A 22,150-nucleotide genomic window follows, 5' to 3' on the forward strand; every position below is an offset into this window, starting at 1 on the left:
CCATGAGTTACGTATTTCTGCTGATTTTACTCTTTCCGGTGAAGCTTATCCGGAAGCTGTTGCGCAAAGAGACAGGGAAAAACCTGGTCATTCAGACAGCCAAAATCGGTGATTTTGTTAATGCAACGCCCCTTCTGGGCTGGCTGCAAAAAAGCGACGTGCTGATCAGTCGCAGCGTGGGTGCGCTGGCGAAGCATGACGAGACGGTTGAAGAGATTTATTTTATTGAGCAGCATAAGCGTAACCTGTGGCGTAAGCTCTGTTTCGCCTGCAGGATCATGAACCGCTATGACAACGTCTACCTTCTGCAGCCTAACAGCGTGAATCTTTTTTTCGCCTCCGTTTGTAACGCCAAAAACAAGCAATTCTTAAGCACTTACACGCGCAGGTGGTATCACGGGATTTTCTATTCAACGGCCGATGGTACGGTTGACCACGGTAGAAAAACGTTAACAGTCACTAACTATCTTAAGCTGGCCGACCGTGCTCTGACCTGGCAAGACACTCCAAAGCACGCCACAAAGCCACTGTTTAAACCCGCGACTTATCCGGCGATCCTTGATAAACCCGGCGCGGTCCGCATTGGCATCAGTATAGCCGCCGGGAATAAAGCTAAAACCGTTCCGCCTGTCATCTGGAAGCAAATTGCCGATCGTCTCGCCGACCTGCCCTGCGAGTTTTATGTCTTTGGCGCCCCGAATGAACAGTCCTGGATGGATGACATCACCCGCGCTTACGGTGAACTGCCCAACTTTATTAATCTGATTGGCAAGATCTCGCTTGAAGAGCTTCCGTGGGCAATTTCTAAAATGGATTGTTATATCGCCTCCGACTCGGGGAATGTCTACATCGCCGATGCGGTTGGCGTGCCGGTCGTCTTACTGTTCGGTCCGTGCTGTCACTACGAGCAGCGCCCGCTTGGCAACGTGTTGCTGATTGGCAACGATGACAATATTTGCTCGTATGTTTTTGAAACTCGGTATTATTTCCCGCAAGGCCGGGAAGAACTCTTCGCGGTAACAGATGAATCGCTGGACGAACTCAAACATTTCATTTGCGGGCTACCAACAGCAAAATCTGCCTTTGATGCTCAGGGAAACTAATTACTATGGCTTTTCTCAGCATCATTATTGCCGCACATAATGCCGAAAACACGCTTCACGCCACTCTGGAAAGTCTGCAAAACGCGATTGAGAATGCAGGCGATGATGTAGAAGTTATTATCATTAATGACAGTTCCAACGATTCCACACAGGATATTATTGAGGCGTGGTTGCCAAAGCTTCCGCATGCGCAATGCCAATACGTTGAGTACCGTAACGTAGGGCATGTTCGAAACAGCGCAGTCTCGCTGGCGTCAGGCGATTACATCACGATGCTTGATAGCGACGATCTGTTAAAGCCGGGTAGCATCCGGGATGCCGTCGCCTTCCTGAAAGCAGAGCGTCCTGATATGTTGCTGACGCGCCTGCTGGAAATACGCGATATGCGGAAAATCACCTCCGCCTGGCAGGGATTCACGCCCGTCTCATTATCGCAAAATGATGCAATAAAGCGTTTCCTGCAGCACAAAGATTTTCAGGCGCATCTCATCGGGCAATTCGTACACCGCAGGCTATACGCAACCAACCCTATCCCTTCTATGGTCTGCTATGAAGATTTCGCGGTATTTCCCGGCATGCTGATGCAATCGCGTAAAATCTTCTTTCAGCGTCAGGGACACTATTTTTACATCAAACGCAGCGACAGTTTGTCGAGCCGTCTTGACGCCAGTAAAATCGCCACGCTGATTGAATGTACACTACAGATGGAAAATACATTCCCGCAATCATTTAAGCATCTTATTAATTGCCACTGGTTTGATATTTACAGTAATCACCGACAATATCTGACCGACCTGCAGCTCAAACTGGTTAAGGCGCGGGTAAATGCACTTTATTCTTTCTCTTTTTTCTTCTCCAGAGATGTACGTTTCAGCTACAAAAAAAGGGTCATTGAGGCATTATGGAAAAAGTAAAACTGCGGCTCTATCAGCTGACGCTGATTTTGAGCCTCATTTCGTTTGCACTGGCGCTGCTGAGCTCAGGTAAACAACGAGAATTTTTCTATATTGCGGTTTATGCCAGCATTATCGGCTTAGCTTGCGAATATAAAAAAATCACCCTGCGCCCCTTTTCAATCGCGCTCCCCATATTGCTGATTGGGCTACTCAATCTTGTCTGGTATATGGTGTACGAATATCATAGCGAAGGTTTAAACGCTTATAGCGATTATCTGGGTGCCAGTAAGAAACTGATATTAGCGAGCATTCTCGTTTTCTATCTTGACCGGTTTAAAACTTACGTCGATAAAAGCGCTTTCCAGAAGTACTTCCTGTACGCGGCAGGTACAGGGTTTGTCCTCGCCACGGGATATGGCTTATGGCAGGCGACGCAGGGTATGGCACGTATAGAGATGGCCATCAATCGCGCCACCGTGTCTGCCTATGTTTACTCCGTACTGTCACTGGCGCTGGTATACAGCCTTTATCTTCAAAAAAACAGAAAACTGTATGTAGTCGCGGGTCTTACCATCTTAATATCTTACTTCGTTATTCTTTTAACGGGGACGCGTGCTGCAATGGGATTATTTTTGCTCCTTGCGATTGTACTCACGCTCTACCACTTCAGAAGAATTCATCTGAAATCAACGCTGATTTTTTTATGTATTGTGGCGGGCATTATTATCGTTAGCTACAAGCCGTTGATCTCGCCAAAGATAGTTCAAACGCAGATGGAACTGGAAAGCTACCAGCAGGGGCATGACGCGACGTCGCTCGGAGCGCGTTTTTCCATGTGGACAATTGGTATTCAGAACGGACTTGCGCACCCGCTGGGGCAGTCAGTCGAAGACCGTGAGGTATGGACACAGCAGTATGTGCAGCATGGGCATCCGCATCTCGCGGCCGCGCTCGAGTTTATCAGGGTACATTTACACAATGAATTTATCGAAAAATACTCTCTGCAGGGGCTTCCGGGTCTGGCGATATTACTCTTTTTCTTCGTTTCGATGATCGCTTATGCGCTTAAAAACCGAAATGGCCTGCTGCTGACAACGATGCTTCTTTTATTACTCTATGGCCTGACGGACGTCATTTTATTGAGCTCAGAAGCCCAAATATTCTTTGTTACTCTGTTTGCATTGAGTACTCCCTTCTCGCAAACCAGACAACATCAATAAGAGATAATGCCCGCCAGCCGGGCATTATTTTTTCTTGTATTGATAAAACTCCGCCAGCGTCATCCCCACCGTCTTATCGGATAGCCAGCTAAAAAGCGCTTCTAAATCCTGATATAACCCTTCAATCGCCGCCTCATCTTTAAAGGTCGGACTTCCGCCTGGCATAAATTCAGACGAGTGAAGCATAAACTCCACATAATCCTGTCCCTGCGACAGGCATTGCTGCGCGACCTGAATCATCTGCGACGCATTGCCACCGGTCGGTCGTAGCCAGTTCACGGAAGGCGAGCGATATTTACCGCGAAGCCGATCGTATCCCTGTTTGATCGTGTTCAACCAGGCCGGATGTTTATACTGAATGCTCATCGGCACTTCGAGTAAGGGACTATTTCCCGCCCGGGAAATAGTATCTAAATCCATAAAATAGGCGTGGTCGGGGAAATGCTGATAATCCGTTCCACCATAGCCCTGCGGAGCACCTTTCGCATTGCGCCAGTTCACGCGTGGCGTCACGGAGCAATCAACCTGGTAGCCCAGTTCAACGAGCAATTTTGCATAGCGGCTATCAAATGCCCAACGCCCGGCGCGGTGGCTCAGCATTTTGGTCTGGAATGTCTCTTCCAGCAGACGGGTCATGAACAGCACTTTCTCACGCATCACCTCGTCTGAAAATTCAATCAGATACGGTTGCCAGCGCCAGTCATCTCCCGTGAGATCGTGCTCAGGTGGGCTATTCCATGCATGAAGGTGCATACCCACCTCCCCCTGACCACGAGCGATCGCGTCCCTGGCGAATTCAATGAAAACGGGCTCGATTGCCATCTCATAGTTTGTCAGCCATACGGGCTTAAAACCAAAACGCTCACAAAGGGCCTGGAACCGGGCCAGATAGCGCGCATTTTCCGTTTTAATGACGCGGTGATTCTCCCAGAGATTATCGCCCTCAGTATCAATCGTGATGATAAACGCTGGTTTTTTCATAATGAGTCCGCATGACAGGGAAGTTAGCGCTATGTTACGCACTCTCCAAAGCCTGAGTAAACCCTTCCTGGGAAATTCCTGAGATTATGGAGAAAGAGTGCAAGTCGCTACCAGGTCTATTAGAATTGCCAACAGTACAACGCCGATAAGATGATGATGAATAACTTACCTGACACGCCTGATTTGCGCATTCTACTGATCAAACTCCGCCATCATGGCGATATGTTATTGACCACCCCCGTCATTGATTCATTACGTCAAAAATGGCCACAAGCGCAAATTGACGTGCTGTTGTATGAAGAAACGCGCGATATGCTCGCCGCGCATCCGACGATTGGCACTATTTATGGAATCGATCGTAAATGGAAGCAGCTGGGCACGCTAAAGCACCTTCAAAAGGAGTGGCAGTTACTCTGCGCGTTACGAAAGCAACATTATCATCTGGTGATAAATCTTGCCGATCAGTGGCGTAGCGCTATCGTTACCCGTTTCACTGGTGCGCCGGTTCGCCTCGGATTCGCCTTTAACAAACGCAACAATCCATTCTGGCGTTTCTGTCATAGCGATTTAGTCTCTGTTGCAAATCACAAATCCCTGCACACTGTCGAACAAAATCTCTCCATTCTGTCACCATTACAGGTCGCACCTGAGCCAGCTGTTACCATGGCCTACAGCGCAGAAGACTGGCACCACGCCCACCAGCAGCTGGTGCAAAAAGGAGTGGGCGATAACTACATCGTCATTCAGCCGACATCACGCTGGTTCTTCAAATGCTGGGATGAAAGCAAAATGGCGCAAACCATCACCGCGCTGCAGCAGGATGGGCATACCGTTGTACTCACGGCCGGGCCGGATAAAAAAGAGCTGGCGATGATAGATCGCATACTCGCCGCCTCACCGAAAACGGGGGTCGTCTCGCTGGCGGGACAGCTAACGTTGCGCCAGCTGGCCTCACTCATCGACCACGCGTGTCTTTTTATTGGCGTTGACTCCGTTCCGATGCACATGGCCGCCGCGCTGCAGACGCCCTGCGTGGCGCTGTTTGGCCCTTCCAAACTGACGTTTTGGTCTCCATGGCAAGTCAACGGTGAAGTCATCTGGGCTGGCGACTACGGTCCCCTTCCCGATCCCGACGCTATTGATACCAAAACGAAAGAACGCTATCTCGACGCCATTCCCGTTGATGCTGTCGTCTCCGCTGCAAGGAGATATTTGTCATGAAACACCATCGTCTGGCGATTGTTCGCCAAAAGTATCGCCCTGATGGCGGAGCGGAGCGCTTCGTTTCACGTGCGCTCACCGCGCTGAGCAATCAGAATCTTGAACTCAACGTCATTACGCGTGAATGGCAGGGCGAGAGACAGGACGACTGGCATATCCATATTTGCGACCCGCGCAAATGGGGCCGAATTAGCCGCGAACGCGGGTTTGCCCATGCTGCCCGCGCGCTGTGGCAGCAACAGCAGTTTGATATTGTGCAAAGCCACGAGCGGATTCCGGGCTGTGATATCTACCGCGCTGGCGATGGCGTCCATCGCCGCTGGCTGCTACAGCGTGCGCGCATCCTGCCCGCCTGGCGCGCGAAAATGCTGATGGTCGACCGCTATCACCGCTATGTGATGCACGCCGAGCGTGAAATGTACCAGGCGCCAGAGCTGAAAGCGGTTATCTGTAATGCGGAAATGATCAAACGCGAAATCGTCGAAGACTTTGATATTGACGCAAAAAAGATACATGTGATTTATAATTCAATTGATTCCAGCCGCTTCGTTCCAGCCCAGGAAGCACAGCGTGCCGCGCTGCGTCAGCAATTTGGTTTGCCAGCCGATGCCGTGGTGTTCTGTTTTGTAGGATCGGGATTTGAACGAAAAGGATTGGCCAGCGCCATACGCGCTATCGCAGGAACTTCAGCCTGGCTGATTGTGGTTGGACAGGATAAAGCAGAACATCGTTATCGTGACCTCGCCCGTTCATTGGGCTGCGAAGGGCAAATCCGTTTCCTGGGGATGCAGAAAGAAACGCTGCCTTTTTATCAGCTATCCGATGGTTTACTGTTGCCAACGCTGTATGATCCCTTTCCAAACGTCATTCTTGAAGCGATGGCCTGCGGCTTGCCCGTCATTACTTCAGAGAGTTGCGGAGGCGCTGAATTTATTCAGCAAGGTCAGAACGGATTTTATTGTGACGCCCTGGATATCAACACATTGAAGGAGGCAATTGCAGCCACTCCTTCTCTGGGAAAAAATAACACGATGGGGCAAGCGGCACGTGAACGGGTAAAAGACGCCACCCCCGAAAAACTGTCAAGTCAGCTTATTTCGCTTTATCAAAAATTACTGGATTAAAAATGCGCATCCTAATGATTATTGATGGTTTACCCGGTGGGGGAGCTGAAAAAACAGTTCTTACACTTTCCAGCGGATTAACGGAAATGGGGCATCAGGTCTCCCTTTTCTCTCTGCGGAAAGTGTGTGATTACGCCATCCCGGAAGGCATTGATTATCAGGTGGTTCAGGATACCTGCAAAAAACCGTGGCGCAAGCTGACGGAGATCCCACGCCGAGCCCGCCTGCTGGATCAGGCGATTGAGCGGGCTGAGCGCAGCGGAAAATTTGACGTTGTGTTCTCTCATCTGCACAAAACTGACCGCATTGTGGCGCACTGCCGCGCGCTGGAGCGTGAAAAAGTCTGGTTCTGCGTGCATGGCATGTTCTCTTTCTCCTATCTTCGCCATCGCAGCGGGCTTTCGCGCTGGTTTAAGCATCTTAAAATTCGTCATACCTACGAAAACCGAAACGTTGTCGCCGTCTCAGGCGCCGTGCTGAAAGACCTTTCCGAGACCCTGGCTCTGAAACTCCGGCGTAAAGCGGTTATTCACAATCCTTTTGATATCCCTGAAATTCAGCGTCTGGCGGATGCCCCCTTCGAGATGCAAGGGAAGGATTACATCATCCATGTCGGCCGCTTCCATGAGCACAAACGCCACGACCGTCTTTTACGCGCGTTCGCACAGAGCCAGCTCGACACTACGCTTGTCATGATGGGCAATGGTTCCGAAGCCAAAATTCAAAAGCTCAAACAGCTTGCCCGCGGCCTGGGTATTGAAGACAAGACGGTTTTCCGTCCCTTCGACTCCAATCCCTACCCCTGGATTAAAGGGGCACGCCTCTTAGTGTTAAGTTCTGACTGCGAAGGTTTTGGTAATGTGCTGGTGGAATCCATTATCTGCCAGACGCCACCGGTCAGTACCAATTGTCCGGGTGGCCCCGCAGAAATCCTCACCGGCGCCTTAGCGCGCGGGCTGGCAGAGCTAAATGACGCGTCACTGGCAAAAACCCTGGTAGATATTTATACCGCCCCGCCGGTCGTTGGCGATGCAACGATTGCGTCGTTCGGTATCAATGCCATTTGCCAGCAGTACATTGCTTTGGTCGACAATCAAAAATAATCAGGTTTCTTATGCAAAATTCAGCGCCATTGTTAAGCGTGGTGGTTGCCGTTTATAACGGCGAAGCTTTTCTGGATCAGTTCTTTACCTGCCTTGTGAATCAACGCATCGACAGCATGGAAGTCATTATTGTCAATGATGGCTCAACTGACCGCTCGATGCAGATCGTCGAAAGCTGGCGTGAAAAACTGCCGCAGATGCAGGTGATTGAACAACAAAACCAGGGCGTTTCCATTGCGCGAAATACCGGCCTGGCCGTTGCAACCGGTCAGTATCTCTCTTTCCCGGATATTGATGACGTCTTCAAACCTGGCATGTACCAGCGTCTGCTGGATATGGCCGTCACGCAGGATCTGGATGTCGCCACCTGCAACGGCAACTACGTCTGGGAAAATGATAAGAAACCGTCTCGACCTATCTTCCCCGAGGATAAACTCGCCTCAACGGGCGTTATGACGGGCCCGGCATGGTTAAAGATGGCGCTGGATTCACGTAAGTTCCTGCACGTGACCTGGCTTAATATCTATCGCCACGATTTTATTCGTAAACACAGTTTCCATTTCGAACCCGGGCTGCGCCATCAGGATATCCCGTGGACCACCGAGGTGCTGCTTGCCGCAGAGCGCGTTCAGTACACCAGTGAACGCTTTTATGACTACTACATTCACTCTGCCTCGGTATCGCATACGCCGGATAATGACGACACGCTGATCCGCTCCGCGCGCCACTACATGAAAATCCTGCAGATGCTTGATGCCATTAACCAGCGTTACCCGGATAAAGTGAAAAATATCCCCGCCTGCCACTGGCAAATCGCCAAAGAGGGGCTGGGGATCATTCATACCTTCGACAACATGAAGGATGAGACAAAGAAAACAATGATTATCAAAGAGTTCTTCGACACCGGGATCTGGAAGCTTATCTGGAAAAGTGCCAAAAGCCCGCGTTTGCGCTGGCGCCTGGGCCGACGCTACTTCCGTTTAAAACGGTATCTGGCATAAGAGATAGCTTTACCTGGCTTAAATGCTTAGAATTTGCCCGCCGAAACTAAAAAGACGGATAATCGCTTGGAATTGTTGTATACCGCCCTGCTCTATATCATTCAGCCACTGGTGTGGCTGAGACTGTTGCTTCGTAGCCGTAAAGCGCCTGCGTATCGTAAACGCTGGGCTGAACGCTATGGCTTTTGCCGCAATAAAGTCGCCCCGGACGGTATTTTGCTGCATTCCGTTTCTGTCGGTGAAACGCTGGCGGCGATCCCGCTGGTTCGCGCTCTGCGCCACCGCTACCCGTCTCTGCCGATTACCGTCACTACCATGACGCCAACCGGCTCAGAGCGCGCGTTATCCGCGTTTGGTAAAGACGTTCATCACGTCTACCTCCCTTACGATCTGCCCTGCGCTATGAATCGTTTCCTGAATACCGTTCGCCCGAAGCTGGTTATCGTGATGGAAACCGAGCTGTGGCCGAACATGATTTCCGCTCTGCATGCCCGTAAAATTCCGCTGGTGATTGCCAACGCGCGCCTTTCAGAGCGCTCGGCGAAAGGCTACGGCAAGCTGGGCAAATTTATGCGCCGCCTGCTGAGCAAAATCACGCTGATTGCCGCGCAGAACGAAGAAGACGCGGCGCGCTTTATCTCCCTGGGCCTGAAGCGCAACCAGCTTGCCGTGACCGGCAGCCTGAAATTCGATATTTCCGTTACCCCTGAACTGGCCGCCCGCGCCATCACGCTGCGCCGCCAGTGGGCTCCGCGTCGCCAGGTCTGGATAGCGACCAGTACTCATGAGGGCGAAGAGGCGATTATCCTGCAGGCGCACCGTAAGCTGCTGGAAACCTTCCCGGACCTACTGCTGATTCTGGTGCCTCGTCACCCCGAACGTTTTAAAGATGCCCGCGAAATGGTGCAGAAAGGCGGCTTCAGCTTCACCCTGCGCAGCAGCGGAGAGATCCCTTCCGGCAGTACCCAGGTGGTGATTGGCGATACGATGGGCGAACTGATGCTGCTCTACGGCATTGCTGACCTCGCCTTTGTTGGCGGCAGTCTGGTGGAGCGCGGAGGCCATAACCCGCTCGAGCCGGCAGCCCACGCCATTCCTGTGTTGATGGGTCCACACACGTTTAACTTCAAAGATATCTGCGCTAAATTGCAGCAGGCCGATGGTTTAATTACCGTGACCGATGCGGACTCGGTCGTCAAAGAAGTATCGACCCTTCTGACGGATGAAGATTACCGCCTGTGGTACGGTCGCCACGCCGTCGAAGTGCTGCACCAGAACCAGGGCGCACTCACCCGTCTGCTGCAGCTTCTGCAACCTTATCTGCCTCAGCGGAGCCACTAATGTCTACGCGTCTGTCGGTCGTCATGATCGCCAAAAACGCCGCCGACCTGCTTCCGGACTGCCTGGCCTCCGTCGCCTGGGCTGACGAAATTGTTATCCTCGACTCCGGAAGCACGGACAACACGGTGTACATCGCCCGGGCTGCGGGCGCAAAAGTCTTTACCGATACCGACTGGCAGGGCTACGGCATTCAGCGCCAGCGCGCGCAGGGTCACGCCACGGGCGATTATGTGCTGATGATCGACACCGACGAGCGCGTCACCCCGGAACTCCAGCAGGCCATTCAGGCGGTGCTTTCCTCACCCCAGCCTGGCGCTGTATACAGCATCGCGCGTCGCAACTACTTCCTTGGCCGCTTCATGCGCCACAGCGGCTGGTATCCGGATCGCGTAATGCGCCTCTACGAGCGCGGACGCTTTCAGTACAACGACAACCTTGTCCATGAGTCACTGGCCTGCGACGGCGCCCAGGTCATCCCCCTGACGGGTGATTTGCTGCATCTGACCTGCCGTGATTTCGCCAGCTTCCAGCAAAAGCAGCTCAACTATGCCACCGCATGGGCGCAGGAACGCCACCAGCGCGGCAAGAAGGCCTCGCTGACAGGAATCTTCACCCACACGCTGGGCGCGTTTCTGAAAACGCTGCTGCTGCGCGGCGGCGTGCTGGATGGTAAGCAGGGCTGGTTACTGGCGGTAGTGAATGCCCAGTATACTTTCAACAAATACACCGAGCTGTGGGCGCTCTGCCGCGGCTACTCAGAGAAAACGTGAGCCATGAGCACAAAAGCGATTTATCCGGGTACCTTCGATCCGATCACTAACGGTCATCTTGACATCATTACCCGTGCAGCGTGCATGTTCGACAAGGTGATCCTGGCGATTGCCGCCAGCCCCAGCAAAAAGCCGATGTTTGATCTCAACGAACGCGTGCAACTTGCCACCGACGCCATTTCGCACCTGCCGAATGTTGAAGTTGTCGGGTTCAGCGATCTGATGGCGAACTTCGCCCGCGCCCAGCAGGCCAATATTCTGATTCGTGGCCTGCGCGCGGTGGCAGACTTCGAGTATGAGATGCAGCTGGCGCACATGAACCGCCACCTGATGCCGGAGCTGGAAAGCGTATTCCTGATGCCGTCAAAAGAGTGGTCGTTTATCTCGTCCACGCTGGTAAAAGAGGTGGCGCGCCATCACGGGGACGTTACCCATTTCCTGCCGGATAACGTCCACCTGGCACTGATGGAAAAGCTAAAGTAGTTCTATTTCTGACACTGGCGGCAGTAGAACGTGGCGCGCTGGGCGTGCTTCGTGGCAATAATCGGCGTCCCGCATGCCCTGCATGGCTCGCCCTTACGGCCATACACCTGCAGCTCCTGGGCAAAATAGCCTGGTTTACCATCGCTCTGCAGAAAATCCTTCAGGGTGGTCCCGCCTTGCTCAATCGAGCGCAGCAGCACTGCTTTAATGACCCGAACCAGCAGCTCACACTCCTGCGCGGACAGCGACGAGGCCAGCCGATCGGGATGGATCCCGGCCGCGAACAGCGATTCACTGGCGTAAATATTCCCCACGCCGACCACCAGCTTGTTATCCATCAGCCAGGGCTTGATCGGGGTCTTTTTCTTCGCGCACTTCTCTTTCAGGTAGTCCGCATTAAACGCGTCTGAAAGCGGCTCAGGGCCCAGATGCGCCAGCACGTTGTGTCCTTCCAGCTCCTTCGTCCACAGCCACGCGCCAAAGCGCCGCGGATCGGTGTAGCGGAGCACTTTGCCGTTGCTCATTACCAGGTCAACGTGATCGTGTTTTTCCGCAGGCAGTTCTTCGGTCAGGATGCGCAGGCTCCCGGACATCCCAAGATGGATAATGATCCAGCCGTCAGGCAGCTCCAGCAGCAGGTATTTCGCGCGGCGCTGCACGCTAAGGACGGGTTTGTCGCTTAACGCGTGGATCTCATCGGACACCGGCCAGCGCAGTCGTCCATTGCGAACGACGGCATGAAGAATAGTCGCGCCGACCAGATGGGGCTCAATGCCGCGACGGCTGGTCTCTACCTCAGGTAATTCAGGCATGGTTCCTCCGTTGAGATGCAGAATGCAAAAAACCCCGCAGTTGCGGGGTTTTTCAATACAAGGAGGCTAAAATTATTTGATTTTAGCTTCTTTGTACAGTACGTGCTGGCGTACAACTGGATCGAATTTTTTCAGTTCCAGTTTTTCCGGCTTAGTACGTTTATTCTTCGTGGTGGTGTAGAAGTGACCTGTACCAGCAGAAGAAACCAGCTTGATTTTCTCGCGAATACCTTTAGCCATGATTTATTTCCTCTTTAAGTACTTAGTACTTTTCGCCACGGGCACGCAGTTCAGACAGAACTGTATCGATGCCTTTCTTATCGATTACACGCATACCTTTAGCAGATACACGCAGGGTGACAAAACGCTTCTCGCTCTCAACCCAGAAACGGTGAGAGTGCAGGTTCGGCAGGAAACGGCGTTTAGTCGCGTTCAGTGCGTGGGAACGGTTGTTACCGGTCACCGGACGCTTGCCAGTAACTTGGCAGACTCGGGACATGTCTATTCTCCAAAAATCAAATTAGCTCGAGCTTCGTATGGGGTATCGGCGCCTCGTCAGGCTTTACAGCCCGGTCATCGCGTAGTTCTAAGTGAACTCTCGATTGCCAGGCCCAAATGCCAAACCCGAGATTCTCAAAGGTGGCGTAGTATACGCTGACTCGGCGGTGTGCTCAAGTCCCGAACAGACAAAGATCCCGATGGATCGCGAGAAATAGCCTAAATCCAGCCATGTTCTGCAAAAGAAATGTACTCTCCGCGGCCAATTATCAGATGGTCCAGAACACGAATGTCCATGAATTGACAGCATTTGATAATGCGTTCGGTGATTTCTTTGTCAGCTCTGCTCGGTTCTGCACAGCCAGAGGGGTGATTATGCGCGAGGATCACCCCCGCTGCATTCACTTTTATCGCTTCACGCACAATTTCACGCGGATGTACCTCAACGTGGCTCAGTGTACCCGAAAACAGGCGGCTGTGCTTCAGTACCCGGTTCCTGTTGTCGAGAAAGATCACCATAAAGATCTCCCGCTCCAGACCGGATAGCTGGCTTTGCAAAAATTCGCGGGTCATGTCAGGGGTAAGGATCGGATCTTGCTCCTCCATCTGTACGTTATAAAATCGCCGGGCAAGTTCAGCAATACCCCGTAACTGGGCATACTTCGCGACGCCAATGCCTTCTACGTGCGTAAATGCCTCCAGTTCGGCTGTCAGCAAACCATGTAGTGAACCAAAATGGTCTATCAGATTTTTCGCCAGCGTAAATACCGTTTTTCCCTTCGTACCTGTACGTAAAAAGAGCGCCAGCAGCTCCTCGTCTTTTAATAACGCGACGCCATGACGCAGCATTTTTTCGCGCGGTAGCAGCAGTTCAGTCTCTTCCATGCCCGGCCTCCTTCTGTTTGCCATTATGCTGCCACAGGCAAATCCGGGGCTCGACGCTGAGGTTTCGTTCTTGCGTAGCGCCTCGCAAAGTGCATAAAGGACTTCATCACCCCCTATTTGGGATTGTGGTAAAATGCCCGCTCTCTGGTGAAACCCAACAGGAAAGAATCATGATGAGCCTGGCCGGTAAAAAAATCGTTCTTGGCGTGAGCGGCGGCATTGCTGCTTATAAAGCGCCGGAGCTGGTGCGTCGTCTGCGCGAGCGCGGGGCGGACGTGCGGGTCGCGATAACCGAAGGCGGTAAAGCCTTTATCACCCCTCTGAGCCTGCAGGCGGTTTCAGGATACCCGGTATCTGACAGCCTGCTCGATCCGGCCGCCGAAGCCGCGATGGGGCATATTGAGCTTGGGAAATGGGCCGATCTGGTGATTCTTGCCCCTGCCACGGCAGATTTAATTGCCCGCGTGGCGGCCGGTATGGCGAACGATCTGGTTTCGACCATTTGCCTCGCGACGCCAGCCCCCGTCGCCGTTGTGCCCGCCATGAACCAGCAGATGTACCGCAATGCCGCCACCCAGCATAATCTGGAGACGCTGGCTTCGCGCGGCCTGCTTGTCTGGGGCCCGGACAGCGGTAGCCAGGCCTGCGGCGACGTTGGCCCGGGGCGTATGCTCGACCCGTTGACGATTGTGGATATGGCCGCCGCACATTTTTCACCTGTCAACGACCTGCAACATCTCAACATCATGATTACCGCGGGCCCGACGCGCGAACCGCTGGACCCGGTGCGTTACATCACCAACCACAGCTCCGGCAAAATGGGCTTTGCGATTGCTGCCGCAGCGGCAAAACGCGGTGCTAACGTCACGCTGGTCAGCGGCCCGGTCTCGTTACCTACGCCACCTTTTGTACAGCGTATTAATGTTACCACCGCGCTGGAGATGGAAGCCGCCGTGCAGGCTCATGCGCAACGCCAGCAGATTTTTATCGGCTGTGCGGCCGTGGCAGACTATCGCGCCGAGACCATCGCCGAGTCTAAAATCAAAAAGCAAGGCGATGAATTAACACTGAAAATGGTGAAAAACCCGGACATTGTTGCCGGTGTCGCCGCATTAAAAAGCCATCGTCCTTACGTTGTTGGATTTGCCGCAGAAACGAATAATGTGGAAGAATATGCCCGGCAAAAACGTACCCGCAAAAACCTCGATTTAATTTGCGCGAACGACGTATCGCTGGCCACGCAAGGATTTAATAGCGACAGCAACGCACTGCACCTTTTCTGGCAGGATGGAGATAAAATCTTACCGCTTGAGCGCAAGGAACTCCTGGGCCAACAATTACTGGACGAGATCGTTACCCGTTATGATGAAAAAAATCGACGTTAAGATTCTGGACCCGCGTGTTGGCGAGCAATTCCCGCTGCCAACCTATGCCACCTCCGGCTCTGCCGGACTTGACCTGCGCGCCTGTCTCGATGACGCCGTAGAACTGGCTCCCGGTGCCACTACCCTGATCCCGACTGGCCTGGCGATCCACATTGCAGACCCGTCTCTGGCGGCAGTGATCCTGCCGCGCTCGGGTCTGGGCCATAAGCACGGCGTAGTGCTGGGTAACCTGGTCGGCCTGATCGACTCCGACTACCAGGGTCAGCTGATGGTGTCCGTCTGGAATCGTGGTCAGGACAGCTTCACCATTGAACCGGGCGAGCGTATCGCGCAGATGGTTTTTGTACCGGTGGTACAGGCAGAATTTAACCTGGTGGCAGATTTTGATGCCACCGACCGTGGCGAAGGCGGCTTCGGCCATTCCGGGCGCAAATAACCGCCCGACACACGTATCTCGCAGCGCCATAACGCAATAACAAACCGCAAACGTCAGTTTGCGGTCGCTGTGTGGATGCCAGCCTGGCAAGTGCTTATTTTCAGGGGTATTTTGTAACATGGCAGAAAAACAAACCGCGAAAAGGAATCGTCGCGAAGAAATACTTCAATCTCTGGCTCTGATGCTTGAATCCAGCGATGGCAGTCAACGCATCACCACCGCCAAACTGGCCGCCTCTGTGGGCGTGTCTGAGGCGGCGCTGTATCGTCATTTCCCCAGCAAAACAAAAATGTTCGACAGCCTGATCGAGTTTATTGAAGACAGTCTGATCACGCGCATTAACCTGATTCTGAAAGATGAGAAAGATACCACCGCGCGTCTTCGTCTGATTGTGCTGTTAATTCTGGGCTTTGGGGAGCGCAATCCGGGTTTAACCCGTATCCTGACCGGCCACGCGCTGATGTTTGAGCAGGACAGGCTGCAGGGCCGCATCAATCAGCTTTTTGAGCGTATTGAAGCACAGCTGCGCCAGGTGCTGCGCGAGAAGAAAATGCGTGAAGGCGAAGGATACAATACGGATGAGACATTGCTGGCAAGCCAGATTCTGGCGTTTTGTGAAGGCATGCTCTCACGCTTTGTGCGCAGCGAATTCAAATACCGACCAACGGACGATTTTGACGCCCGCTGGCCGTTAGTGGCAGCGCAGCTGCAGTAGCACCGCAGGCCCGGTAAGCGTAGCGCCGCCGGGCAATTCGTTTACACACCAAACTCTTCGCGATACGCCCGCACCGCCGCCAGGTGATCCGCCATCTCTGGCTTCTCTTCCAGATACGCAATCAAGTCTTTCAGGGTGATGATAGAGGTCACTTTGCAGCTGTAATCACGCTCTACTTCCTGGATAGCAGAGATATCGCCGCGACCACGCTCCTGACGATCAAGAGAAATCAGCACGCCAGCCAGCGTCGCACCGTTGGCCTGGATAATCTCCATAGATTCACGGATCGCGGTGCCTGCGGTAATCACGTCGTCGACCAGCATCACGCGGCCCTGTAGCGCGCTGCCCACTAGATTACCGCCTTCACCGTGGGTTTTGGCCTCTTTGCGGTTAAAGCAGTACGGCACATCACGGTCATGGTGCTCCGCCAACGCCACCGCCGTGGTGGTTGCAATCGGAATGCCCTTGTACGCAGGGCCAAACAGCAGGTCGAAATCAATCCCGGAATCCACCAGCGCTTCGGCATAGAAGCGGCCTAACAGTGCCAGATCGCGCCCGGTATTAAACAGCCCGGCGTTGAAGAAATACGGGCTCTTACGCCCGGATTTCAGCGTAAATTCGCCAAACTTAAGTACCTGTTTATTAATCGCAAACTCAATAAACTGGCGCTGATACGATTTCATGGATTCGCTCCTTTGGTTTTTTCTGTCTTACAGGCAAAAAAAAGGCGACTCATTGGTCGCCTTTAAAATCAATTTTCTAACGCCGCTTTTTGCGTCGTTACAATGGATTCGATTCCCCCTCGGGCCAACGCCAGCAGGGAGAGAAGTTCTTCATGGGTGAACGGCTCACCTTCCGCCGTCCCCTGCACCTCAATGATGCGACCATCTTCGGTCATCACCACGTTCATGTCGGTCTCGGCGGCAGAATCTTCAACGTATTCCAGATCGCAAAGCGCTTCACCGTTAACGATCCCCACGGAAACCGCCGCGACCATCCCTTTCATAGGGTTGGTTTTCAGCTTACCGGCTGCAACCAGCTTGTTCAGGGCATCGGCCAGCGCCACACAGGCACCGGTAATGGACGCGGTACGCGTGCCGCCATCTGCCTGAATCACGTCGCAGTCCAGGGTAATAGTGAATTCACCGAGGATTTTCAGGTCAACGGCGGCGCGCAGCGCACGTGCGATCAGGCGCTGGATTTCCATGGTACGTCCACCCTGCTTACCCTTTGCCGCTTCACGGGCGTTACGGGTATGGGTCGCGCGCGGCAGCATGCCATACTCGGCGGTGATCCAGCCCTGGCCCTGACCTTTCAGAAAGCGCGGAACGCCTTCTTCGATGGACGCGGTGCAAAGCACTTTGGTGTCACCAAACTCAACCAGCACGGAGCCTTCAGCGTGTTTTGTATAGTTACGGGTCAGGGTGACGGGACGCACCTGATTGGCGCTACGACCTGATGGACGCATGATGGATTCTCCGGCTTGAAACGAATGTGGCTGCGCATTATACGGATAAAGGACGCTTATTCCTATCCTGAGAAGCCCCCGAAAGCTATAATCCCCCCATCTCTCCTTTAAAAACGGGAATGTCTATGATCCGCAGTATGACCGCCTACGCCCGGCGTGAAATCAAGGGTAGCTGGGGTAGCGCTACCTGGGAAATGCGTTCGGTAAACCAGCGCTATCTGGAAACATATTTCCGTATGCCGGAACAGTTCCGCAGCCTTGAACCTGTAGTGCGCGAGCGTATCCGTACGCGTCTGACCCGCGGGAAAGTGGAATGCAACCTGCGCTTTGAGCCCGATGCCAGCGCACAGGGCGAGCTGATCCTCAACGAAAAACTGGCGAAACAGCTCGTGAATGCGGCGAACTGGGTCAAAATGCAGAGCGATGAAGGCGAAATCAACCCCGTTGATATTCTGCGCTGGCCTGGCGTCATGGCCGCCGGCGAGCAGGATCTGGACGCGATTGCCGCAGAAATTCTGGCAGCCCTCGACGGCACGCTGGATGACTTTATCGTTGCCCGCGAAACCGAAGGTCAGGCGCTGAAAGCGATGATTGAGCAGCGCCTTGAAGGCGTCAGCGCTGAAGTGGCGAAGGTTCGCGCCCATATGCCGGAAGTGCTGCAGTGGCAGCGCGAGCGTCTGGTCGCCAAGCTGGAAGAAGCAGAAGTTCAGCTGGAAAACACTCGTCTGGAACAAGAGCTGGTGCTGATGGCGCAGCGTATCGATGTTGCCGAAGAGCTGGATCGTCTGGAAGCTCACGTGAAAGAGACCTATAACATCCTGAAGAAGAAGGAAGCTGTAGGCCGCCGCCTGGACTTTATGATGCAGGAGTTCAACCGCGAGTCGAACACTTTGGCGTCTAAGTCTATCAACGCTGAAGTGACCAACTCAGCGATTGAACTCAAGGTTCTGATTGAGCAGATGCGCGAGCAGATCCAGAATATTGAGTAATCGCTTTTTGGGTGGCGTCGGCTGACGCCATCCATTATTATTTCTAATCCGAATTCCCGTCTCTTTTCAAATTCAGCAGCCAAGAATCAAAGATATTCAACATGTATTGATAAAATTTTATAGGTGAAACCCAATCGCCTTAGAAAATCTCAATCGTGATCTTGCGCACAAATCGCTAACCTTTCCGCGTTCACACCGGAGGGTATATGCTGCTTCACATTCTTTATCTTATTGGCATCACCGCCGAAGCCATGACTGGCGCTCTCGCCGCCGGGCGTCGCCGGATGGACACCTTCGGTGTGATCATTATTGCCACTGCAACCGCGCTGGGCGGCGGTTCCGTGCGCGATATCCTGCTTGGCCATTACCCGCTCGGCTGGGTGAAACATCCTGAGTATGTGATTATCGTCGCAACGGCTGCCGTATTAACCACCATCGTGGCACCCGTTATGCCGCACCTTCGCCGCCTGTTCCTGGTGCTTGACGCGCTGGGGCTGATCGTCTTTTCGATCATCGGTGCACAAATCGCGCTCGATATGGGGGAAGGCCCGGTTACCGCCACCATTGCTGCCGTGGTGACGGGCGTTTTCGGCGGCGTGCTGCGCGATATGTTCTGCAAGCGCATTCCTCTGGTCTTTCAAAAAGAGCTGTATGCCGGCATCTCCTTCGCTGCAGCGGTGCTCTACATTGCCCTGCAGCATTACGTTTCAAACCACGACGTGGTGGTCATCTCCACGCTGCTGTTTGGCTTTACGGCCCGCATGCTGGCGCTGCGTCTGAAGCTCGGATTGCCCGTGTTTCACTATAAGCACAGCGCACATTGATCTCAGAACCCATTGATGTGCTGCTGAGCAAGCCACCTGACCAGCACATCGATCTCTGGCGCGTGCAGCCAGGCAACGATTTGCCGCGCCGTCTCCGCTCCCGTCCCCGGCAAGGCCTGCCAGGCCTTTTCACTGCGTTCGCTCATCTTCTGCCACGACATATCTTCCAACGCCTTCAGCGAGGCCTGTGGCAGCGGAACACCCAGCGCCATAATCCAGCGGATAAAAGGCTGCTCATGCACCTGATTAAAGCGATGCCAGAGCGCCAGCCCGCGTGCGGCAGAGAATCCCGGCGTCGACTGCAGCTGCTCCTGCGTTAATAGCAGCCACGAAAAGAGATGTTCAAAATGATGCGCCTGCCAGAGTGTGCGCCAGCCTGACTCACCTAATCCTTCAATGTTGAATACCTGCTTTGAACTGAGCCACGTCAGCCGGGCAAAGAACTGATCCATACACTCCGGCGAGGCATAAAAGCAACTCAGGGAGTGATAACGCGAGGCCGGAGGCTCCGGTTTTTGTCTGTCCGCTCCTCGCCAGACCACCTTATCAAACCGGGGGATACCCTGCCCTGCCAGGCTGACCTGGATCTGATCGCCCGGGGCAATATCCAGTCTCTGCCAGCGCCCAACCGAACCGAGACTCACTCGCTGCACCCGTTTATCGTCCAACTGCACAGACTCAAGTGCCGCCACGACAGAAATTTTGCCCGTGCGCCCCACGGAAAAAAGAATATTCCTGACCTCTGCGACCTGTGCCGCAGGCGAATATTTCCACGCGATAATCCAGTTGCCTTCGCCGGGCAGCCAACTTTCCCCTGTAGGTGACTCCGCAGACCGAACCACTATGCCATCCGTGGCAAAGGGCAATGCCGTGTTTTGCCAGGCCAAACGCTGTTTTTCAACAGCATCAACCGCTTGTACGGGCAACGTATAGCGCGCCGTCAGGGAAAAACCTGCGCTGGACAGCTCAGACAGCCTGTTTTCCATTCCCTTCGGTCCATCCGGCCAGGCCCAGATAAATATTCCTGTCTGGCTCAGAAGCGCGTTGTCCTTTTGTCGCATCATCGCGCCCGCCACTTTTGCGCGAGCATTCATTCCGCCCATCTGCCGCTGGACGTGGTTTTCGCGTAGCCAGAAAAGCTCCCCCTGTAAGACGCTGTTTGCAAGCGCGCCGGATACCTCCTTGGGCACGGACGGGATCAAACGCACACGGGCCGTCCAGTCCTCGCCTTTTAGCCCATTACCACGGCTGATGGCCCGCGCTAGCTTTCCGTTGCGATACACCAGCGTCACCGCCACGCCATCGACTTTTGGCTGCATCCAGAGATTTTTCCGGCCGTGCATCCAGTGACCCAGCGCTTCTTTGCTGGCTGCTTTACGTACCCCCGTATGGGCAACAGGATGTTTTACGTTTCCCTCCAGCGCAGGAAGGGCGCTCTCAGCAAAATCGTTGCCGAAACAGCGCTGCCACTGGGTTAAACGGCCGTTGAGCTGGTCATACACTTCGTCACTGACCTCGCTCACCCCCAGCTTCCAGTAAGCCTCATCCCAGCGTTTGATTTGTGCACTTAATGACGCAATCTCTTTTTCGGCTTTTGCCTGTGACCACACCGGGCACACCGCCGCCCCGTAACCACACCACAACAGCATTAACCCGCTTATCCACCGCCACATCGCTATCCCTCCTTTGCAATGCAGGAGGTATAACCTGACGTGAGAAACGACGCTAATAGCAACCTTTCATGTTGCGAGGCGCTATCCAGCGTTAATTTTTATTGCTGCAAACCGCAGGTAAAACCTGAAAACGGTACGCAAAATTCAATAATCCAGGGGAAAAAGTGTGACAAAGGCTACGTCACACAGCGGCGACGTGTATAATAAGCCCGTATGTAGGACTTCTTCGTTAACACATACAAAAGACTCTCATGGCTCAAGGCACGCTTTATATTGTTTCTGCCCCTAGCGGCGCGGGTAAATCCAGCCTTATTCAGGCACTGTTAAAAACCCAACCGTTGTACGACACACAGGTTTCTGTTTCTCACACCACGCGAGCGCCGCGTCCGGGTGAAGTGCACGGTGAACACTATTTCTTTGTGGATCACGACGAGTTCAGAGCGATGATCGGCAGAGATGCGTTTCTTGAACACGCAGAAGTGTTTGGTAACTACTACGGCACCTCGCGTGAAACCATTGAGCAGGTTCTGGCGACGGGCGTGAATGTGTTCCTCGACATCGACTGGCAGGGCGCACAGCAAATTCGCAAGAAAATGCCTGACTCGCGCAGTATCTTTATTTTACCGCCGTCGAAGGATGAGCTGGATCGCCGCCTGCGTGGCCGCGGTCAGGACAGTGAAGAAGTCATCGCAAAGCGTATGGAACAGGCAGTTGCAGAAATGAGCCATTACGCGGAATATGATTACCTTATTGTGAATGATGATTTTGATGCCGCGCTGAGCGATCTCAAAACCATTCTTCGCGCAGAACGACTGCGTATGAGCCGCCAGAAGCAGCGACATGACGCATTAATCACCAAACTGTTGGCAGACTGAACCCACTTTCAGTATCATGCCCAGTCATTTCTTCACCTGTGGAGCATTTTAAGTATGGCACGCGTAACTGTTCAGGACGCTGTAGAGAAAATTGGTAACCGTTTTGACCTGGTGCTGGTCGCCGCGCGTCGCGCTCGTCAGATGCAGGTGGGCGGTAAAGATCCGCTGGTACCGGAAGAAAACGATAAAACCACCGTTATTGCACTTCGCGAAATCGAAGAAGGTCTGATCAACAACCAGATCCTCGACGTGCGTGAGCGCCAGGAGCAGCAAGAGCAGGAAGCCGCAGAACTGCAGGCCGTAACCGCCATTGCTGAAGGTCGTCGTTAATTAAACCTGCGGGTCGC

General features: G+C 53.5%; 25 protein-coding genes. 17 read left to right on the plus strand and 8 right to left on the minus strand.

The features are described 5' to 3' along the window. The first annotated feature begins 2 nt into the window (after positions 1-2). Genes ACMWL8_RS16640 through ACMWL8_RS16650 form a run of 3 tightly spaced genes read left to right on the plus strand, consistent with a single transcriptional unit; the run spans position 3 to position 3,219 of the window. Positions 3-1,103, plus strand: coding sequence for a glycosyltransferase family 9 protein (locus ACMWL8_RS16640; RefSeq protein ID WP_045260060.1), 1,101 nt, complete (start codon positions 3-5; stop codon positions 1,101-1,103). Between the two features lie 5 nt (positions 1,104-1,108). Next, positions 1,109-2,017 (plus strand): glycosyltransferase family 2 protein, encoded by a 909-nt coding sequence (locus tag ACMWL8_RS16645; RefSeq protein ID WP_045260061.1) that lies wholly within the window; start codon positions 1,109-1,111, stop codon positions 2,015-2,017. Further along, complete coding sequence (locus tag ACMWL8_RS16650; RefSeq protein ID WP_045260062.1) at positions 2,005-3,219, plus strand: O-antigen ligase family protein; 1,215 nt, start codon at positions 2,005-2,007, stop codon at positions 3,217-3,219. Before ACMWL8_RS16645 ends, ACMWL8_RS16650 begins: the two co-directional genes overlap by 13 nt. Before the next feature lie 24 nt (positions 3,220-3,243). On the opposite strand, the gene ACMWL8_RS16655 is transcribed toward ACMWL8_RS16650, so the two are convergent. Further along, positions 3,244-4,200, minus strand: coding sequence for a polysaccharide deacetylase family protein (locus tag ACMWL8_RS16655; RefSeq protein WP_045260063.1), 957 nt, complete (start codon positions 4,198-4,200; stop codon positions 3,244-3,246). Positions 4,201-4,350: 150 nt separating this feature from the next. On the opposite strand from ACMWL8_RS16655, the gene rfaQ reads away from it, so the two are divergent. The 7 genes from rfaQ to coaD all read left to right on the plus strand — a co-directional run bounded on the left by rfaQ (position 4,351) and on the right by coaD (position 11,243). Then, positions 4,351-5,421 (plus strand): putative lipopolysaccharide heptosyltransferase III, encoded by a 1,071-nt coding sequence (rfaQ, locus tag ACMWL8_RS16660; protein WP_045260064.1) that lies wholly within the window; start codon positions 4,351-4,353, stop codon positions 5,419-5,421. Continuing rightward, on the plus strand, positions 5,418-6,545 hold the full coding sequence (locus tag ACMWL8_RS16665) for a glycosyltransferase family 4 protein (RefSeq protein ID WP_041911666.1): 1,128 nt from the start codon (positions 5,418-5,420) through the stop codon (positions 6,543-6,545). The genes rfaQ and ACMWL8_RS16665 overlap by 4 nt, the downstream gene beginning before the upstream one ends. 2 nt (positions 6,546-6,547) lie before the next feature. After that, on the plus strand, positions 6,548-7,648 hold the full coding sequence (locus ACMWL8_RS16670; RefSeq protein WP_045260065.1) for a glycosyltransferase: 1,101 nt from the start codon (positions 6,548-6,550) through the stop codon (positions 7,646-7,648). Positions 7,649-7,659: 11 nt separating this feature from the next. Further along, entirely contained in the window at positions 7,660-8,649 is a 990-nt protein-coding gene (locus ACMWL8_RS16675) for a glycosyltransferase (protein WP_028015021.1), read from the plus strand. A 66-nt stretch (positions 8,650-8,715) separates the two neighbouring features. Further along, the gene (gene waaA, locus ACMWL8_RS16680) at positions 8,716-9,990 is read left to right on the plus strand and encodes a lipid IV(A) 3-deoxy-D-manno-octulosonic acid transferase (protein ID WP_028015020.1); all 1,275 of its coding nucleotides are present in this window, start codon (positions 8,716-8,718) and stop codon (positions 9,988-9,990) included. After that, positions 9,990-10,760: a glycosyltransferase family 2 protein gene (locus ACMWL8_RS16685; protein WP_045260066.1), complete on the plus strand. Its 771-nt coding sequence runs from the start codon at positions 9,990-9,992 to the stop codon at positions 10,758-10,760. The genes waaA and ACMWL8_RS16685 overlap by 1 nt, the downstream gene beginning before the upstream one ends. A gap of 3 nt (positions 10,761-10,763) precedes the next feature. Continuing rightward, positions 10,764-11,243: a pantetheine-phosphate adenylyltransferase gene (coaD, locus tag ACMWL8_RS16690; RefSeq protein WP_045260067.1), complete on the plus strand. Its 480-nt coding sequence runs from the start codon at positions 10,764-10,766 to the stop codon at positions 11,241-11,243. A 2-nt stretch (positions 11,244-11,245) separates the two neighbouring features. On the opposite strand, the gene mutM is transcribed toward coaD, so the two are convergent. The 4 genes from mutM to radC form a co-directional block, all read right to left on the minus strand. After that, a complete protein-coding gene (gene mutM, locus ACMWL8_RS16695) occupies positions 11,246-12,055 on the minus strand; it encodes a bifunctional DNA-formamidopyrimidine glycosylase/DNA-(apurinic or apyrimidinic site) lyase (RefSeq protein ID WP_028015018.1) in 810 nt (269 codons plus the stop codon). 72 nt (positions 12,056-12,127) lie between these two features. Beyond that, positions 12,128-12,295: a 50S ribosomal protein L33 gene (gene rpmG, locus ACMWL8_RS16700; protein WP_003024094.1), complete on the minus strand. Its 168-nt coding sequence runs from the start codon at positions 12,293-12,295 to the stop codon at positions 12,128-12,130. Positions 12,296-12,317: 22 nt separating this feature from the next. Continuing rightward, positions 12,318-12,554, minus strand: a complete 237-nt coding sequence (rpmB, locus tag ACMWL8_RS16705) for a 50S ribosomal protein L28 (RefSeq protein ID WP_002436699.1) — start codon at positions 12,552-12,554, stop codon at positions 12,318-12,320. Positions 12,555-12,772: 218 nt separating this feature from the next. Then, complete coding sequence (gene radC, locus ACMWL8_RS16710; RefSeq protein ID WP_028015017.1) at positions 12,773-13,438, minus strand: RadC family protein; 666 nt, start codon at positions 13,436-13,438, stop codon at positions 12,773-12,775. Between the two features lie 173 nt (positions 13,439-13,611). On the opposite strand from radC, the gene coaBC reads away from it, so the two are divergent. From coaBC to slmA, 3 genes are all read left to right on the plus strand, one after another. Continuing rightward, positions 13,612-14,823, plus strand: a complete 1,212-nt coding sequence (gene coaBC / locus ACMWL8_RS16715; RefSeq protein WP_028015016.1) for a bifunctional phosphopantothenoylcysteine decarboxylase/phosphopantothenate--cysteine ligase CoaBC — start codon at positions 13,612-13,614, stop codon at positions 14,821-14,823. Continuing rightward, the gene (dut, locus tag ACMWL8_RS16720) at positions 14,801-15,259 is read left to right on the plus strand and encodes a dUTP diphosphatase (protein WP_015570042.1); all 459 of its coding nucleotides are present in this window, start codon (positions 14,801-14,803) and stop codon (positions 15,257-15,259) included. Before coaBC ends, dut begins: the two co-directional genes overlap by 23 nt. A gap of 118 nt (positions 15,260-15,377) precedes the next feature. Next, positions 15,378-15,974 carry a nucleoid occlusion factor SlmA gene (gene slmA / locus ACMWL8_RS16725; protein WP_028015015.1) on the plus strand — a complete coding sequence of 199 codons (597 nt, stop codon included), beginning with the start codon at positions 15,378-15,380 and terminating at the stop codon, positions 15,972-15,974. A 41-nt stretch (positions 15,975-16,015) separates the two neighbouring features. Here slmA and pyrE read toward each other — a convergent pair whose 3' ends face one another. Together pyrE and rph are read right to left on the minus strand one after the other, a co-directional pair. Beyond that, positions 16,016-16,657, minus strand: coding sequence for an orotate phosphoribosyltransferase (pyrE, locus tag ACMWL8_RS16730; protein WP_041911672.1), 642 nt, complete (start codon positions 16,655-16,657; stop codon positions 16,016-16,018). A 68-nt stretch (positions 16,658-16,725) separates the two neighbouring features. Further along, positions 16,726-17,442, minus strand: a complete 717-nt coding sequence (gene rph, locus ACMWL8_RS16735) for a ribonuclease PH (RefSeq protein ID WP_010426431.1) — start codon at positions 17,440-17,442, stop codon at positions 16,726-16,728. 125 nt (positions 17,443-17,567) lie between these two features. Between rph and ACMWL8_RS16740 the strand changes: the two genes are divergently transcribed. Both ACMWL8_RS16740 and ACMWL8_RS16745 read left to right on the plus strand, forming a co-directional pair. Further along, on the plus strand, positions 17,568-18,431 hold the full coding sequence (locus ACMWL8_RS16740; RefSeq protein WP_028015013.1) for a YicC/YloC family endoribonuclease: 864 nt from the start codon (positions 17,568-17,570) through the stop codon (positions 18,429-18,431). 206 nt (positions 18,432-18,637) lie between these two features. Then, a complete protein-coding gene (locus ACMWL8_RS16745; RefSeq protein ID WP_045260068.1) occupies positions 18,638-19,255 on the plus strand; it encodes a trimeric intracellular cation channel family protein in 618 nt (205 codons plus the stop codon). A gap of 2 nt (positions 19,256-19,257) precedes the next feature. Here the strand turns inward: ACMWL8_RS16745 and ligB are convergent, their stop codons facing one another. Continuing rightward, positions 19,258-20,928, minus strand: a complete 1,671-nt coding sequence (gene ligB / locus ACMWL8_RS16750) for an NAD-dependent DNA ligase LigB (protein ID WP_045260069.1) — start codon at positions 20,926-20,928, stop codon at positions 19,258-19,260. A gap of 251 nt (positions 20,929-21,179) precedes the next feature. Here ligB and gmk point away from each other — a divergent pair, with 251 nt between their 5' ends. Together gmk and rpoZ are read left to right on the plus strand one after the other, a co-directional pair. After that, positions 21,180-21,803, plus strand: a complete 624-nt coding sequence (gene gmk, locus ACMWL8_RS16755; protein WP_010426438.1) for a guanylate kinase — start codon at positions 21,180-21,182, stop codon at positions 21,801-21,803. Between the two features lie 54 nt (positions 21,804-21,857). Then, positions 21,858-22,133 carry a DNA-directed RNA polymerase subunit omega gene (rpoZ, locus tag ACMWL8_RS16760; RefSeq protein WP_000135058.1) on the plus strand — a complete coding sequence of 92 codons (276 nt, stop codon included), beginning with the start codon at positions 21,858-21,860 and terminating at the stop codon, positions 22,131-22,133. The last annotated feature ends 17 nt before the right edge of the window (positions 22,134-22,150 follow it).

The sequence above is a fragment of the Enterobacter sp. 04-C-12-SI-ECC genome, from assembly GCF_047530715.1.
Classification (GTDB): domain Bacteria; phylum Pseudomonadota; class Gammaproteobacteria; order Enterobacterales; family Enterobacteriaceae; genus Enterobacter; species Enterobacter bugandensis.